Source organism: Marinobacter sp. SBS5 (genome assembly GCF_048285575.1).
Classification (GTDB): Bacteria; Pseudomonadota; Gammaproteobacteria; order Pseudomonadales; family Oleiphilaceae; genus Marinobacter.
In genome coordinates this window covers 295,357-310,864 of the sequence record NZ_JBLWAZ010000004.1, presented here as the reverse complement: position 1 = coordinate 310,864, position 15,508 = coordinate 295,357, and the positions used below count along the sequence as shown (strand labels likewise).

Here is a 15,508-nt window from a genome sequence, read left to right as displayed (position 1 = left end):
TGTTTGCAAAAATGCCGGTACTGGCATCATGTCGTCAGTGCTGGCAGAATCCTGCACCAACTGCGCCTGAGCTATACGCAGGCGCGCACAAATCGTAGTTTCCTCAGCCAAAAGCACAGGAAGAAAAACACATGACACAGTCTAACTCCGCATCTGCCAGTGCATCCGGAGCACGCGGGCTTTGGTCGTCCAGGCTCGCGTTTATTCTGGCGGCTACCGGGTCAGCAGTCGGCCTGGGTAACGTCTGGAAGTTCCCGTATGTAACCGGTGAAAATGGTGGCGGTGCCTTCGTACTGGTATACCTTCTTTGTATTTTCATCATCGGCATCCCCATTATGATGGCGGAAGTGTTTATCGGGCGGAATGGTCGTCATAACCCGATCGCCAGCTTCCGTTTAGTGGCAGAGCGCAACCTGGCATCGCCAGCCTGGCGCCTAGCCGCCATTGTCGGCATGTTGGCCGCTTTTATAATCTTGTCGTTCTATTCGGTAATCGGCGGTTGGGCCGCGTCCTACATTGGCCACTCGGCCATGGGCGATTTCACCGGAGGCACGGCTGACAGTGTTGGCAAGTTGTTTGGCGACCTTCTGGCCAGCCCGATGCAGCTATTGGCCTGGCACACCTTGTTTATGGCACTGGTAGTGCTGGTGGTTTCCCGCGGTTTGAAAGGTGGTCTGGAACGTGCTGTCACCATTTTGATGCCCGCTTTGTTTGTGTTGTTGCTGGTTGTGGTTGGTTATGCGACCACAACCGGGCACTTTGGAGAGGCGGCCAGCTTCCTGTTTACGCCGAATTTTGAGGCGTTGACTGTCAAAGGCGTGCTGGTTGCACTTGGCCATGCCTTCTTCACCCTAAGTTTGGGTATGGCCATTATGATGGCCTATGGCTCTTATCTGAGCCGCGATGTGCCGATTGGCCGCACCGCCGTGAGTGTTGCTTTGATGGATACCGTTGTTGCCCTGTTGGCCGGATTGGCCATCTTCCCTGTTGTGTTTGCCAACGGCTTGGAAGCGGGAGCTGGTCCTGGTTTGATTTTCCAGACGCTGCCGCTGGCTTTCGGAAACATGCCGATGGGTAGCCTGTTTGGCACGTTGTTCTTTGTGCTGCTGCTGTTTGCTGCCTGGACGTCCGGTATTTCGCTGCTGGAGCCGGTGGTTGAGTGGGTTGAAGAAAAGACAGATATGGGTCGTACCGGTAGCGCCATTCTGGCGGGTGGCGCTTGTTGGGCGCTGGGCATTGTGTCCATCCTGTCCTTGAACGTTTGGTCAGACATCACGCCGCTGGGCATGTTTGCTGCGTTCGAAGGCAAAACCATGTTTGATCTGCTGGATTACTTCACAGCGAACATCATGCTGCCGTTGTCTGGCTTGCTGACGGCCCTGTTTGTGGGCTGGTTTGTGGCCAAAGAAACGCTGCAGTCTGATTTGGTGATGGAGGGCGGTGCCTTTACGCTTTGGCACATCCTGATTCGCTACGTCACTCCGGTGGCCGTTGTGATTGTGTTTGTTTACAACCTGATTGGTTGATAAGCACAAGCCAGATAGACGAAAACCCGGCGCTGCCATCAGCGCCGGGTTTTTTGTGTTTATTCACAGGCTTTTATCGGTATAACTGCCCTGACGCTAGACCTTCCCGCCGAGTAAAATCCTTACGGCCGTGCAAGCATCCTCAAGCTCATCTTCTCTGGGCTCCCGACCGCCAATGATATCGCTGTATAGGCAGGATTCAGCAATGCGAACCATGAAATAAGACAGGCTCTGGATGTTCATGGGTGGGCTCAGGTGGCCGGTGCGAATTTCATCCTTCAGTAAGCGGGTGTTCACTTCTACTGTGCGGGCGTGCAGCGTCGAGTGCGAGGATGTGAGCATCTTCAATGCGTACTCCGGGTCCTGATGCAGAAACTTTCGCAGTGGCGAGAAGTGCAGAATGGTGGTGTTGATGTGGCGGAAAACACCCACGACGTAATCAACGCCGTGGCCGGGCGTGATCTCGCGAGCTTCTTTGTACAGGGGTTCATAGAGCGACCACAGGATTTCACCAATCAGCAGATCACGATTGCCAACCCAGCGAAACAGGGTGGCTCGGCCAATGCCTAAGTCGTCGGCAAGGGCGGCAAGACTGATCTTCTCCCCTTTTAACCACATTCTTCGCGCGCGTTTAAAGGCGTCGATCGGGGTTGTTTTGATGGTTGATTCGGTCACTTTTGGCTCTTTGGTAAGTTTGCCTTCATTCTAGCGGTTGCTGAGGGCTTGGGCTATGGTGGCCTATACCCACAGGTCGCCGATGGGCGTGTCCGGGCTGAAGTGGTGAGCAATTTGCGCCTGCAATAATTCGGCCGTGGCAATGGCGTCGATCAGGGCGTTGTGACCGGCATAGTGGGGTAAGCCATATCGGGTGCGACTGTCCGGCAGGCGGATCGATATAGGCTTCTTGCCCACGAGCTGCTGCCAGCGCGAGGGTCGTCGCTTAGGGTGCAGGTAGGCTTCGATGGCCATGGTGTCGATGACCGGGAACCGAAGCTGTTCGTTCAATCGCCACTGCAGGGCGGTGTTGAGGAATGGCCGTTCGATGTTGCGGTAGTGCACCACAGGAATACGGCCCGTCAGATGCGCGAACAGCGGGTCGAGGACCTCTTCCAGATCGGGAGCATCGTGGATTTCAGCGTGGGTGATACCGTGAATGGTGACCGACTCCTGGTGCAGCGGCAGTTTGGGGCGCACGATCTGGTGCCACGCTTTACCAAGCTGGACGCCGGCCAAGGTGAACGGTACCAGACCGATGCTCACGATCGAGTGTTGGGAAGCGTCCAGCCCGGTGGTTTCGAAATCCAGCGCTAGAAGCGGAACGTCCCGGATCGGGGTGTCGGGGTTGGGGCAACCGACCTCGTAAAAGGCGCGGATTCTGGGGTCTAGCGCCTTCATTGCTTGCGTACGGTAGTTCTCCGTCCAGTTTTGTTTGCTGTTCCGGCTCTTAATGTTGTTAGGCATTCCTGACCATCCCTGCGTTGTAACGGAATCTCAGGAATCTCTGAGCGTTGCTGACGATCTGAAAAGCGTCTTTCAGGTGGCTACGCTCGAACGGCGACAGGTCTTCGGGGCGCACGTTGTTGTCAGGCTCACGGCCTTCCTCGATGGCCAGAGCCTGATGACGAACTCGGACAATGGATATGAATTCCAACGCGTCCCGCAAGTTGCCGGCATCGTCATCGACCAGCAGCTTGGTGTTAGCAATGTCTTTCAAGCGTTCAAACGAGTTCTGGGAGCGCGAGCCGCAGGCCAGAGCATGCACGCGGATCAGATCGGACAGAGGCGCGGTGCCCCGGCGCTTCAGGTTGAACGTTTTTTGATGCTTGCCGTCTTCTTCGAGCACGAAGGTTCGGAAGAAACCCAGCGGCGGTGTGCGGTTTAGCGCGTTACGGGCCATCAACGTCAGGAACCGTTGGCTGCTGGACGCTTTATCGGCGACCAGAGTTTTCAGCTGTTCGGCAAAATCGGTTTCGCCGTGGATGCCATCCAGATCGAAGAAAATGTTGCTGTTGAGCAACGTCTGACCGTTGGGGTTCTCAATCCAGTCGGTGAAGTATTTCTTCCACACCTTCAGCGGTTGGCGCCATTTTGGATTGGTGGCCATGATGTCGCCGGTGCAATAGGTGTAGCCGCACTCGGCCAGCCCGTCTGAGACGAACTTGGCCATCGCTAGAAAGTACTCGTCATGTTCTTCCGGAATGAAACTGTCGTCCAGAATCAGGGCGTTATCCTGGTCGGTCACCACCAGTTGTTCATCCCGCGCCATGGAGCCCAGCGCCATATAACAGTAGGGGACGGGTGGAGGGCCGAGTTTCTCCTCCGCTAACTCCAGAAGGCGTTGGCTGAAGCTTCGGCCAATACCGGCCATGGCACTGCCCACCATGTGGGAGTTGGCGTCTTCGTTGACCATGCGGACGAAACTGTCCCGCACGTCCAGACTGATTTTTTTCAGGCCTTTTACGTCATGTTTATGGAAGATGTTACTGACCAGATACAGACTGCTTTGGCTTTCGTATTTAACGATATCAGCCAGTGCGATGATGCCCCGCACTTCATCGCCGTCCATCACCGGCAGGTGGTGCACGTTGTTGTGCAGCATCTTTAGCATGGCTTCGAAAATAAACGCTCGGGTGCTGATGGTGATCAGCCCTTCCGTCATGATTTCACTGACCGGGGTCTCGGACGCCAGAGCGTGGTTGACGGCACGAGTACGCAGATCGCGGTCGGTAATAATGCCCACGAGCTTGGGGGTGTCACCGCTTTCATCCATCAAGGGTAATGATGAGACGCCATTGTCCGTCATGATGCGGGCGGCTTCCTGCAGCCTGACAGTGGTTGGTGCACAAACCAGCGCACGGGAGATCAAGCGGGTGACTCGGGCTGTCATCAACTGGTTCGACTTTTCCCGCCGAGAAACCGCTGAACGCAGGCGGCTGCGGTCTTCGATTTCGACAAAGTCGGCGAAGTTGTCGTCATGCTCCCAAAGATAGTGGAAGACATGCTCCGGAATCTTGTAGATGAGGCTGTCTTCAATCGCTTTGACCGGGAAGCGCACCTTCTTGTTCATCATCAAACCGAACTGGCCGAAGATCTCGCCTTCACCGACCCGACTGTAAAGTTCGCCCGAGCGCCGGTAGATTTCGACGGCACCGCTGCGAAGGTAATGCAGGCACTGTGCTTGTTGACCAAGCTCGACAATCTGAGTGCCGGCACGAACGTAGACCACCTCGATGTTGGTGACGATTTTGTCCAGTAAGTCGTCGGACATTTCATCAAAAGGGGCGTGTTGGGTAATGTGATTTTGAATGTCCAGCAGTTCGGCCTGCATGCTCTCTCCAGCTAGTGCGTGTTCTGGCCAAACTATAGCAGTTGTGCATTTTTTTGGTGTACCTTTGCGCTCTTACTTATGGGCCTTCAGGAGGCTTGGCATGGCTAACAAGTTGCTGGTGATCGGTGGTATTCGTTCCGGCAAAACCGCGATGGCAGAGCAGCGAGCGCAAGCGGCGGGAGAGCCGGTGGTGTATGTCGCAACCGCCACCGCGGGTGATGACGAGATGGCGCAGCGGATTACCCGGCACCAGGAGCAACGACCAGCCAGCTGGGGGCTGGCGGAAGAACCGTTGCAGTTGGCCAAGGTGCTTAAGGATGTTCAGGCCGAAACGGCTAACCCGCCTCTGTTGCTCATTGATTGTATGAGCTTGTGGGTGAGTAATTTGCTGTTTGCTGGCGACGAGGTGTTTGCTCGGGAACGGGAGGCGTTTCTTGATGCGGTAGAGCACTATTCCGGCTCGGTGGTGGTGGTCACCAACGAGGTCGGGCTGGGCACCATCGGTATGGACCCGCTCACCCGGCGCTTTGCGGATGAGCTGGGCTGGCTGAATCAGGCGCTGGCCCAGCGCTGTGACGAAGTGGTTATGTCAGTCGCGGGCCTGCCTTTAGTGCTCAAGGGTGCTTGATAACGTTTAAGGTTGGTGGCTGATCACGCTGCGAAACAGACCAAATTCAGACTGGTCGATCTGAATACGGCTGCGGCAGGCGTAAGGCACGGCAAAGCCGGTGAACGATTTTTCCAGCGGTATGCCCAATACATCTGCCAGTATCATGCGAATCACACCGCCATGGCAGACCACCAGCACCTTTTGCCCAGACAGCTTTTCCTGCCAGTGATTGATGCTGTGGATAACTCGGTCGTAAAAGTCGGGGACCGGTTCACCGCCGGGCGGAATGAAGTTGATTGGATCTTGCCAGAAGCGATTCAGACGATCACCGTAACCTTCCTCGACTTGTTCAGCCGTCAGCCCTTCCCACTCGCCAAAGCCGATTTCCCGCAGCTCGTGTTCGATATGCAGCGGAATGTTCCGTTGCTCGGAAAGCTTTTCAGCAAACCGTTGGCAGCGCGCCATGGGGGAGCTGACGATGGCATCCCAATGGTCGGTGCTGGCGATGGCGGCTTGCATTTGCTGCCAGCCTTGCTCGCTTAACGGGTCATCCTTGCTGCCCCGGAACATGGGGCCGCCTTCGGGTTCACCGTGGCGGATCAGGTCGAGAATGGTGGTCATGATGTTTTACTCTTCCGATTTCCCGCTGATGTTGGCATCTGCAAAGCTTGCCATAAGATTGTGCAAAGCACAGGCTGAACGAAGCAAAGGCACCGCTACGGCCGCGCCGCTGCCCTCGCCCAAACGCATGCCGAGATCCAGCAAGGGTGAGGCTTCCAGAGCTTCCAGCACTGCGTTGTGGCCGGGTTCCGCTGAGCGGTGGGCGAACAACAGCCAGTCTCGAACGCGCGGTTGCTGGTGAACAGCGATCAGCGCGGCGGCTGAGACGATAAAGCCATCCACAAGAACCGGAATTTCCCGGGCGGCACTGCCCAGAATGGCTCCAACTAAACCAGCAATTTCGAATCCACCCAATGAAGCCAGCACGGTCAACGCTTCTTTGTTGTCACCGTGGCGGACCAGAGCTTTTTCGACGACGGCTGCCTTACGAGTAACCCCTTCTGCGTTCAGGCCTGTTCCGGGGCCCACCAACTGCTGTGGGCTGTGGCCCAAGAGGGCACAGGCAATGGCCGAGGCGCTGGTGGTGTTGCCAATGCCCATGTCGCCACCGATAAACAGCCTGCAGCCAGCCGCTTTTGCTCTTTCGGCGGCGTTATCTCCGCTGGTCAGCGCCGCTTCCACCTGTTCGCGGGTCATGGCGAAGGTTTGCGCCATATTGGCCGTGGAGGGTGCGATGACTTGGTCAATGACACCTGGTAGCTCGGGTACTTCCCCGACAGTGCCCAAATTCACCACTTCCAGACTGGCGTCAAGCTCTTTCGCCATGACGCTGATGGCTGCGCCGCCATGGGCGAAGTTGGCAATCATTTGCGCGGTGACAGCCTGTGGAAAAGCGGATACGCCTTCGGCACAGACGCCGTGATCACCGGCGAAAATAACCATACGAACCGGATCAACGGCCGGCGTTTCACTGCCCGACAGGCCAGCGAGTGTAACGGCAACCTGTTCCAGTTTTCCCAACGAGCCGGGCGGCTTGGTGAGTACCTGCTGACGAGCCAAGGCAAGCTCTGAATGCGCTTGGGAAGGTGTGGGGGGCTGCTGAAGCCAGCTTTGGGGCAGAGGCATGGAGTGTTCCTTGTGAACAGAAAGTGGGGATGGTCTATCTGTGGCGGAATAGTGTCAAGGAGAGGCTTCGGTCGGGTAGACTTGCCGCCATTCTTTGTGAGGGTTTGGTTTTGGAAGCGTTTTCGATCTCGGTCGCCGTATGCTGTGTCGCGGTTCTGTTGGATGCTTTGGTTGGGGAGCCACGCCGTTGGCACCCGTTGGTAGGGTTCGGCTGTGTGGTTGCTTTGATTGAGCAGCAATTTAATCGTCTGCCGCAACAAGCTGACCGTAGCGTGATTTCAGGTGGACTGGCAGCTGTGTTGTTGATGGTACCAGTGGTTGCCGTGGCGGTGGCTTTGCAAGCACTGTTGAGTGGCTGGGCTGCGTTGTTGGTGCAAGTGATTGTGCTTTGGCTGGCCATTGCGCTGCGGGGCTTGACCGAGCATGGTAAGGCGGTATCGGACGCTTTGCTGCAGGGTAATGGTGAGCAAGCCCGTGAAGCGGTGGGGCGCATCGTTAGCCGGGATGCCGAGTCGCTTTCTGACAGCGGGGTGGCCGCTGCTGCTGCCGAGTCCATGTTGGAGAACGGTGCGGATGCGGTCTTTGCCAGCCTGTTCTGGTTCTTAATGGCGGGCTTGCCGGGGGTGGTTTTGCACCGCATGGTGAATACCTTGGATGCCATGTGGGGCTACCGCAATGAGCGCTACCTGTATTTCGGGCGCTTTGCTGCTCGGCTGGATGACCTGATGAACTGGGTGCCCGCCCGATTGACGGCGCTGACCTACGCTCTGCTGGGCAACACCCGGCTGGCCATGAGGTGTTGGTTTAGTCAGGCAAAAACATGGGACAGCCCCAATGCAGGCCCGGTAATGGCGGCAGGGGCCGGAGCGCTGGCTGTTTCGCTAGGTGGCCCAGCGCCCTACGCCAGCGGGATTAAACAACGGTCCCGGTTGGGCTGCGGCCCTGAAGCAACGGCCCAGACGGTGGAAGGCGCCATTGCTTTGGTACAGCGGGGCGTCGGCCTGTGGTTGATCGTCTTGGCGGTGTTCGCGCTCGGTTTCTGGGCCGGAGGTGCCGGATGATTCCGTTCCGTTCTCCTGAGAGCCCAGAACACGGCGGCAGGCTGGAAGTCGCGGTGCGGAAATGGGGGATACCCCGAGAGCAGTGGCTTGATCTTTCTACGGGTATTAACCCCGTGCCCTACCCGGTTCCTGTGATCCCAATGGAGGTATGGCAACGCCTGCCCGAGCCGGATGACGGGTTGGAAGACATCATCCGTAACTGGGCTGGCGCACCGGCCGATGCGGCCTGTCTGCCCGTTGCTGGCAGCCAGCAAGCCATTATGGCTTTGCCGGCAGTTCGTACGCGCCTGCATGGCCTTGGCCAAGTGGCGGTACCCATGCCGGGTTACCGGGAACACGGTCATGCCTGGCACCGGGCCGGTTTTGACGTGGTGGGTATTTCCGCTGAACAGGCGCTGGCGGATGATCTGGACTGGCTGGATTCGGTGGATGTGGTGGTTTGGATTAATCCGAATAATCCTACCGGCCAAGTGCTGTTGCCTGAACGATTGTTGGCTTGGCGGGAGAGGCTGCAGCGGAATGGTGGTTGGTTGGTTGTGGATGAGGCTTTCATTGATGGCTATCCAGATCATGCTCTCGACCCATGGGCTGGTGCCTCGAATCTCATCATATTACGGTCACTGGGCAAGTTTTTCGGGTTGGCCGGCATCCGTGCGGGAGCCGTGTTGGCTGAGGAAGCGCTGGCAACGCAGTTAATTCATGAGCTGGGGCCTTGGTCCGTTAGTGGGCCGACCTGTTACCTTATGAAGCAGGCTTTGGCGGATGTGGCTTGGCAAACACAGACCTTAAAAGAGCTGCAAGAAGCATCATCGCGAATGTCCGATCTGCTTGAAAAACATGGCTTGTTGGCCCGCTCTGGCACGCTGCTGTTTCAAACAGTGCGACACCCGCGTGCAGCGGAGATCGCAGACAGTCTCGCCCGATGTGGAATTCTGGTGAGGTGCTTTGATTCGCCCCCGGCTCTGCGCTTTGGCTTGCCGGCTGATGAGCTCGACTGGCAGTGCTTGGCTGAAGCTCTGTCGGGAATTCATATATGTCATTGACCACCCCCACCCCGGTTGGTAGTCTTGCCCGCGATTTCAGGTGCTCTGCATTTTCATTCCAGACTGGCGATAGTCGGATGAATACATAGAGTGAAACGGGAAGCTGGTGAGAGTCCAGTACTGCCCCCGCAACGGTAATCAGGTTAATAGCAATCCGTAACGCCACTGTGCCAAAGGCATGGGAAGGTGATTGCTCCGGAGCACAGGCTCCCCCTGAAAGTCCGGAGACCGGCCTGAAAGACGGAGCTTCTGAGCTCCGAGCACCAGACGTTGCGGAGGGCGACGGCGGTGGGTGATTCGGCTCTTCAACACCACACGCCCTCCACCCCCGTCCGAATACCCTATTGTCCTTCGCAGTAACTAAGACCGACCGCGCGGGTGCGTGCGGTGAACTGTGAGCGATGATATGACCCCTTCGAAGGCCCTTCCTGCCTTAATCTTGCTGCCCCTGGCATTTCCGGTCACTGCGGCTGGCGGACAAACTGAAAGCTCTACTCTTGAACCAATCGTCGTAACCGCGACCCTTGGTCCGCTGACTGCCGGCGAAAGCCTGTCTTCAGTAACCGTGATCGATGAAGAATCCATTCGACAGAAAAATCCGTCTGATTTTTCCGAACTCCTGCGTGGGCAGCCTGGCATTAACGTGACGGGCAATGGGTCGTTTGGCAAAACCACCAGTGTGTACACGCGTGGCACAGCAAATGATTCAACGCTGTTTCTAGTGGATGGCGTACGTTTGCGTTCAGCCACTTCCGGTGGACCGTCGTGGCAGTACTTCCCGGCTGAGCTCGTTGAAAGAGTGGAAATTGTTCGTGGGGCGAAAAGCTCGCTCTACGGTTCTGATGCTGTGGGTGGTGTGATTCAGGCCTTTACGCTTGATCCAGAAGAGACACCAGCGGGATGGGTAGAAGTCGGCGCGGGTAACTTCAACACGCAAAAAGGCAGTGCCGGTGTTGCTGCCAGCGCTGGAAATACACGGTTTAGTTTAAGTGGCCTGCATAAGGAAACAGACGGTACAGCGGTTATCACCGATGGTGAAGACCGAGGTTTCCGAAATTCTGCGGGAATTGGCCGGATTGTCCATGAGTTGGATTCTGGCGGTGAAGCCAGCTTGGTAGTGGTGCAGAGTGAAGGCAATACAGAATATGAAGGCGGTGACATTGACTTCATGCTTCGGACCATTGGCTTTGGGCTTGAAACTCCAGTAAGCGAATACTGGCGCCAGTCGTTGCAGTTTTCCGAGTCCCGCGATGAGACCGATAATACCACCCCTACCTATAGCAGCACCTTCGATACAAGGTCTCGTGCTGCTCGTTGGGACAACACGTTTACCTGGAATGTACACGAGCTTGTTGTGGGTACCGAACTGATGAACGATGAAGTGGGTGGTACCACAGACTATGCTGAGACCAGTCGCACGAATCTGGCTTTGTACAGCCAGCTGCGATTGAACTTTGGGCCAACAGATTTGATGCTGAGCATACGAGGCGATGACAACGAGGCATACGGGAAGAACGAGACCGGTAGCATTGCACTAGGGCATGCTTTTGACCGCTCACACCGTGTCCGGGTGAGCTATGGCACAGCCTTCCGTGCCCCAACATTTAACGACTTGTATTTCCCAGGGGCTAACCCTGATCTTAAAGCTGAGGAATCTGAGACGGTAGAAGTCGGTTTCAGTGGCCATTACCAGCACTGGTTCTGGGACACTGCGGTGTTTCAGCTTGATGTCGACAACCTGATTGCATGGGCTCCAATGCCCAGCGGCCTGTGGACACCAATGAACGTTAACGAAGCTCGGATTCGTGGTGTGGAGCTCAGCGCTGGCTTCGAGCGCGACGGATGGCGCGGTGATGCAGCCTTGACCTTGCTTGACCCTGAAAATCGTGAAACCGGTAACCGCCTTCAGCGTCGTAGTGGAAAAACCTTGCGACTCGACCTGAGTAAGCAAGTGGGTGCCTGGGACTTTGGCGGAACGGTGGTTGCGGAAGGGTATCGTTACAACGATGCCAGTAACAATGACCGGTTGTCAGGCTTTGCCACGTTGGATTTGCGAGCTGGCTGGCGCTTTGCCCAGGACTGGTCAACGCGTTTGACGGTGGCCAACGTGTTGGATAAAGAATACAGCACCGCTCGATACTCCAGGTCACAAGGTCTGGACTATATTGCTGCGGGCCGCACCGCCATGCTGACCGTCCGCTACGATTTTCAGTAACGTGTATTGATACTGCCGGGAGGCGCCAGTGATAAAGCTGAAAGGTTTGGCTGTGATGTTGGGCTGGATGCTACTGGCACCTCCGGGGCTGGCCGCCCCTATTTGTGTAACGGATGACCTAGAGGTTGAGGTTTGCCTGGACCAAGCGGCCAAACGTATAGCCACGTTGTCCCCCGGCGCCACGGAACTGGCGTTTGCTGCTGGAGCGGGCGATAAGGTGGTCGCTGTGGTGAACTACAGCGATTACCCCGAAGCAGCACTCAAGTTACCCTTGGTAGGTAGTCACACCCGAATAGACCTGGAAGCGTTGTTGGCGCTTAAGCCAGACTTGGTGATTACGTGGCGAACAGGCAACCCACCCGCGCAAATGGAGATGCTGCGAGCACTGGGCTTGCCCATGTTTGCCATCGAGCCGCGCACCTTCGATGGCGTTTCCAAAGTGATTGAACAGCTCTCGATTCTGGCGGGAACGGAACAGGAAGGCTTTGCTGAAGCTGAGCGTTTCCGTAAAGGTATAGCCGTGATTGCGGAGCAGTACCGGGATGCTGAGCCCATACCGGTCTTCTATCAAGTCTGGGAGACGCCGCTGATGACGATCAACAATGATCATCTGATCGGCAAAGTGGTTCAGCTATGCGGTGGGGTGAATGTTTTTGGCGACATGCCACGGCTGGTGCCAAGAATCAGTCCAGAAGTGGTGCTGGAGGCCGACCCTCACGCAATTGTCACCGGAAGCGTTGATGGCATCAAAGATAATCAGCTCGATCATTGGAAGAGTTACTCGGGAATGAGCGCTGTGGCAAAAAATAACTTGTTCTTTGTCCCGGCATCACCGATATCAAGACCGACTCCAAGGCTCCTCGAGGCGAGTCGAGATATTTGCCAAAGACTGGATGTTGCCCGTGAACGCGAGTAAGGCCTGTAAACACCCGCGTAAACAGGTGACGGTACGATGACTCGTTCTTTGCTGGTGCTCATTACGATTTCTCTGGCAGCTCTGATATTGGCCTTGGCCATAGGCAGCGTAAATATTGCCCCTTCCGAACTTTGGAAAGTCATTCAGGGCGAAGGCAGCAGACTGCATCAGACCCTACTGCTGGATTTGCGCCTGCCGCGTACCCTTGCGGCCTTTGCGACCGGCGGCCTGTTAGCTGTGGCGGGTGCCCTGATGCAGGTGCTGCTACGCAATCCGCTGGCTGACCCATACGTGCTGGGGTTGTCCGGTGGCGCCGCTGTTGGCGCGCTATTGGCTATGCTGACCGGAATGGGGGCGCTGGTGATCTCGGGGTCAGCTTTTGCCGGTGCCATGCTGGCAATGGTGTTGGTGTTTGGCCTCGCCCACGGCACGGGCAGCTGGACGGCCTCGCGCCTGCTGCTGACAGGTGTTGTAGTGGCTGCTGGCTGGGGGGCAGTGATTACGCTCATGCTGGCGGTCACCCCCTCCTACAAACTTCCTGGCATGTTGTATTGGCTGATGGGTGATGTTTCCTACGCGCGCACGCCTTGGCCCGCGTTGGTCGTTCTGATTCTAGCGATCGCGGTGATTTTACCGCTTGCTCGTAATCTGAACGTGCTGGCACGTGGCCCCATGCAGGCAGCGGCACTCGGTGTGTCGGTGCGACCGCTTGAGTGGACCATCTATGTACTCGCCAGCCTATTGACTGCAACTGCCGTGACGACGGCAGGCAGTATCGGATTTGTTGGCCTGATTGTGCCCCATATGCTCCGACTGGTATTGGGCAACGATCAGCGCATTATTTTGCCTGCCAGTGCCTTGGCCGGCGGCACTCTGCTTGTGCTCGCGGATACCCTCGCCCGCACAGTGATAGCGCCTGAGCAGCTTCCCGTGGGCGTAATTACTGCGTTACTGGGCGTACCGACCTTCCTGTATCTACTGCACCGGAGCCGTTAATGAGCACGCTGCACACCCGCGACCTGATCATAAACGTGCCTGGTAGATCAGACGGTTTTCCTCTGAACATGAGCGTTGAGCCCGGTCAGACATGGGGCGTGTTGGGCCCTAATGGGGCCGGAAAAACCACTCTGCTGCATACCCTCGCTGGCTTGTTACCTGCACGCAGTGGCCGAGTTGTATTGAACGACTCGCCGCTAATAGAGCTAAAGCGCCGTGATATTGCGCGGCATCTGGGTTTGGTGTTCCAAGAGCGGCAAGACAGTTTTCCCGCAACGGTCATGGAAACCGCATTGATTGGGCGTCACCCGTGGTTGTCGCCTTGGGAAAGTGAGCAAGCTGATGATCAGACCCGTGCGCAACAGGCTTTGGCGGCGATGGATGTCGATCATTTGTCTGACCGATTGCTGAGTACCTTGTCGGGCGGTGAGCGTCAGCGGGTCGCGATCGCAACGCTCATGACCCAGGACCCTGATATCTGGTTGCTTGATGAGCCGACTAACCACCTGGACTTACATCACCAAGTCAAAGTAATGAGCTTACTTAGAGAGCAGTCGGTTGCAGGCAAAACTGTGTTCATGTGCCTGCACGACCTGAACCTGGCCGCACGGTGGTGTAGCCATGTTTTGCTGCTTTACCCCAACGGTGATGCCTGTTGGGGCCCCGTCGACAGCATGTTGAAACCATCCGCACTTGAGCAATTGTATAACCAAAAGCTGATGACCGTAGAGGTCGATGGCGCACCGGTGTTTGTCCCCGTGAGCCCCAGTTAATAACGATGACAGTGGTGAACTTATGAACAAATCCGTACCGGCAGTAATGATTACCGGCCCGGCCTCTGGACAGGGGAAATCCATGGTGACAGCGGCATTGGCTCGTCTGCACCGGAATGCCGGGCGTAAGGTGCGAGTGTTTAAGCACGGGCCGGATTATCTCGACCCGATGGTGCTGGAGGTCGCATCCGGCCACCCCGTCTATCAGTTACACCCTTGGATGACGGGAGAAGATGAGTGCCGTTGGCGGTTGGCTGAGGCAGCACAAGACGCGGACCTCATTCTGATCGAAGGTGCGATGGGGTTGTTCGACGGCGATCCATCCAGTGCTGATCTGGCAAAGCTTATGGGTATTCCCGCACTGCCCGTTATCGATGCCGGCGGCATGGCTCAGACCTTTGGTGCCCTCGTGTTGGGGCTTGCCCGCTTTGATCCAGACCTGTCTGTTTATGACGTGATTGCGAACAAAATTGGTAGCCCACGCCATGGTGAAATGCTGAAAGAGCGACTACCTGAAGGGATTCGTCTGTTAGGGGCTATCCCCAGAAACGACGCCATGAACATACCTGAGCGACACCTAGGATTGATGCAGCCGGCAGAGCTGGGCAACCTCGACCAGAAGCTGGATGACGCTGCCCAAGTGCTGAAAGAGGCGGGGCTCGACGAATTGCCGAAAGCGGTGGAGATTCCTGCCGTTGAACCGGCAACTAAGCCTAAAACACGATTGGCCGGCGTTTGTATTGCGATCGCTCGTGACGCCGCCTTCAGCTTTATCTATCGCGCCAACACCGAGCTGTTGCAGGCCATGGGCGCTGAACTGCACTATTTCTCCCCGCTGGAAGATTCGGAACTGCCGCCCGCGGATGCCCTTTGGCTTCCCGGTGGTTACCCGGAGCTGCATGGCAATGCGCTGGCAGAAAATACCGCGATGGCGAATTCAATTCGTGCCTTTCATAACGCGGGTAAGCCGATATTGGCAGAGTGTGGCGGCCTGATGGCCTGCGCGGAAGAGTTGTCGGATAAAGAAGGCGTTGTACATTCGCTGTATGGCCTCATACCGGGGCGCGCAGCTATGGCCAAGCGCTTACAGGGCCTTGGTATGCACAGCCTGACGGCGGAACAAGGCGAGTTGCGGGGCCACACTTTTCACCGGTCCACGCTTGATACCACTTGGCAACCTGCTGCCCAAACTCAAAAACAGGCGGGCACGGGCAGTGAAGCCGTTTTTTGTCAGAACGCTCTCGTGGCCAGCTATTTCCACGGCTATTTCCCCTCAGCACCCGAACTTGTGGCGGCGATTTTCCGCGGTGAGGCGCTGATATTTCCCGGCAACTCCGAGAAAGATCATTCGTAA

Annotated in this window: 14 protein-coding genes and 1 riboswitch; of the genes, 9 read left to right on the top strand and 5 right to left on the bottom strand. The window is 56.6% G+C overall.

Annotation, left to right across the window (positions count from 1 at the left end; genetic code table 11):
* The first annotated feature begins 131 nt into the window (after positions 1–131).
* Positions 132–1,526 (top strand): sodium-dependent transporter, encoded by a 1,395-nt coding sequence (locus ACNQ6O_RS12990; RefSeq protein ID WP_418053649.1) that lies wholly within the window; start codon positions 132–134, stop codon positions 1,524–1,526.
* 96 nt (positions 1,527–1,622) lie between these two features.
* Here ACNQ6O_RS12990 and ACNQ6O_RS12985 read toward each other — a convergent pair whose 3' ends face one another.
* The 3 genes from ACNQ6O_RS12985 to ACNQ6O_RS12975 form a co-directional block, all read right to left on the bottom strand.
* On the bottom strand, positions 1,623–2,201 hold the full coding sequence (locus tag ACNQ6O_RS12985) for a QsdR family transcriptional regulator (RefSeq protein ID WP_418053648.1): 579 nt from the start codon (positions 2,199–2,201) through the stop codon (positions 1,623–1,625).
* Positions 2,202–2,264: 63 nt separating this feature from the next.
* The gene (locus ACNQ6O_RS12980; RefSeq protein WP_418053647.1) at positions 2,265–2,987 is read right to left on the bottom strand and encodes a 3'-5' exonuclease; all 723 of its coding nucleotides are present in this window, start codon (positions 2,985–2,987) and stop codon (positions 2,265–2,267) included.
* The gene (locus ACNQ6O_RS12975) at positions 2,980–4,854 is read right to left on the bottom strand and encodes a putative nucleotidyltransferase substrate binding domain-containing protein (RefSeq protein ID WP_418053646.1); all 1,875 of its coding nucleotides are present in this window, start codon (positions 4,852–4,854) and stop codon (positions 2,980–2,982) included. Before ACNQ6O_RS12975 ends, ACNQ6O_RS12980 begins: the two co-directional genes overlap by 8 nt.
* A 100-nt stretch (positions 4,855–4,954) precedes the next feature.
* Between ACNQ6O_RS12975 and cobU the strand changes: the two genes are divergently transcribed.
* Entirely contained in the window at positions 4,955–5,482 is a 528-nt protein-coding gene (gene cobU / locus ACNQ6O_RS12970; RefSeq protein WP_418053645.1) for a bifunctional adenosylcobinamide kinase/adenosylcobinamide-phosphate guanylyltransferase, read from the top strand.
* Between the two features lie 6 nt (positions 5,483–5,488).
* On the opposite strand, the gene ACNQ6O_RS12965 is transcribed toward cobU, so the two are convergent.
* Both ACNQ6O_RS12965 and cobT read right to left on the bottom strand, forming a co-directional pair.
* Entirely contained in the window at positions 5,489–6,085 is a 597-nt protein-coding gene (locus ACNQ6O_RS12965; protein WP_418053644.1) for a histidine phosphatase family protein, read from the bottom strand.
* A 6-nt stretch (positions 6,086–6,091) separates the two neighbouring features.
* Positions 6,092–7,144 (bottom strand): nicotinate-nucleotide--dimethylbenzimidazole phosphoribosyltransferase, encoded by a 1,053-nt coding sequence (gene cobT, locus ACNQ6O_RS12960; RefSeq protein ID WP_418053849.1) that lies wholly within the window; start codon positions 7,142–7,144, stop codon positions 6,092–6,094.
* Positions 7,145–7,260: 116 nt separating this feature from the next.
* Here cobT and cbiB point away from each other — a divergent pair, with 116 nt between their 5' ends.
* The 7 genes from cbiB to ACNQ6O_RS12925 all read left to right on the top strand — a co-directional run bounded on the left by cbiB (position 7,261) and on the right by ACNQ6O_RS12925 (position 15,508).
* On the top strand, positions 7,261–8,211 hold the full coding sequence (gene cbiB, locus ACNQ6O_RS12955) for an adenosylcobinamide-phosphate synthase CbiB (protein WP_418053643.1): 951 nt from the start codon (positions 7,261–7,263) through the stop codon (positions 8,209–8,211).
* On the top strand, positions 8,208–9,254 hold the full coding sequence (gene cobD, locus ACNQ6O_RS12950; protein WP_418053642.1) for a threonine-phosphate decarboxylase CobD: 1,047 nt from the start codon (positions 8,208–8,210) through the stop codon (positions 9,252–9,254). Before cbiB ends, cobD begins: the two co-directional genes overlap by 4 nt.
* A gap of 47 nt (positions 9,255–9,301) precedes the next feature.
* Positions 9,302–9,506: riboswitch (cobalamin riboswitch) on the top strand.
* A 154-nt stretch (positions 9,507–9,660) separates the two neighbouring features.
* The gene (locus ACNQ6O_RS12945; protein WP_418053641.1) at positions 9,661–11,469 is read left to right on the top strand and encodes a TonB-dependent receptor domain-containing protein; all 1,809 of its coding nucleotides are present in this window, start codon (positions 9,661–9,663) and stop codon (positions 11,467–11,469) included.
* A gap of 28 nt (positions 11,470–11,497) precedes the next feature.
* The gene (locus ACNQ6O_RS12940; protein WP_418053640.1) at positions 11,498–12,385 is read left to right on the top strand and encodes a cobalamin-binding protein; all 888 of its coding nucleotides are present in this window, start codon (positions 11,498–11,500) and stop codon (positions 12,383–12,385) included.
* 36 nt (positions 12,386–12,421) lie between these two features.
* Entirely contained in the window at positions 12,422–13,381 is a 960-nt protein-coding gene (locus tag ACNQ6O_RS12935) for a FecCD family ABC transporter permease (protein WP_418053639.1), read from the top strand.
* Positions 13,381–14,154, top strand: a complete 774-nt coding sequence (locus ACNQ6O_RS12930; protein ID WP_418053638.1) for an ABC transporter ATP-binding protein — start codon at positions 13,381–13,383, stop codon at positions 14,152–14,154. The genes ACNQ6O_RS12935 and ACNQ6O_RS12930 overlap by 1 nt, the downstream gene beginning before the upstream one ends.
* Before the next feature lie 22 nt (positions 14,155–14,176).
* Complete coding sequence (locus ACNQ6O_RS12925; protein ID WP_418053637.1) at positions 14,177–15,508, top strand: cobyrinate a,c-diamide synthase; 1,332 nt, start codon at positions 14,177–14,179, stop codon at positions 15,506–15,508.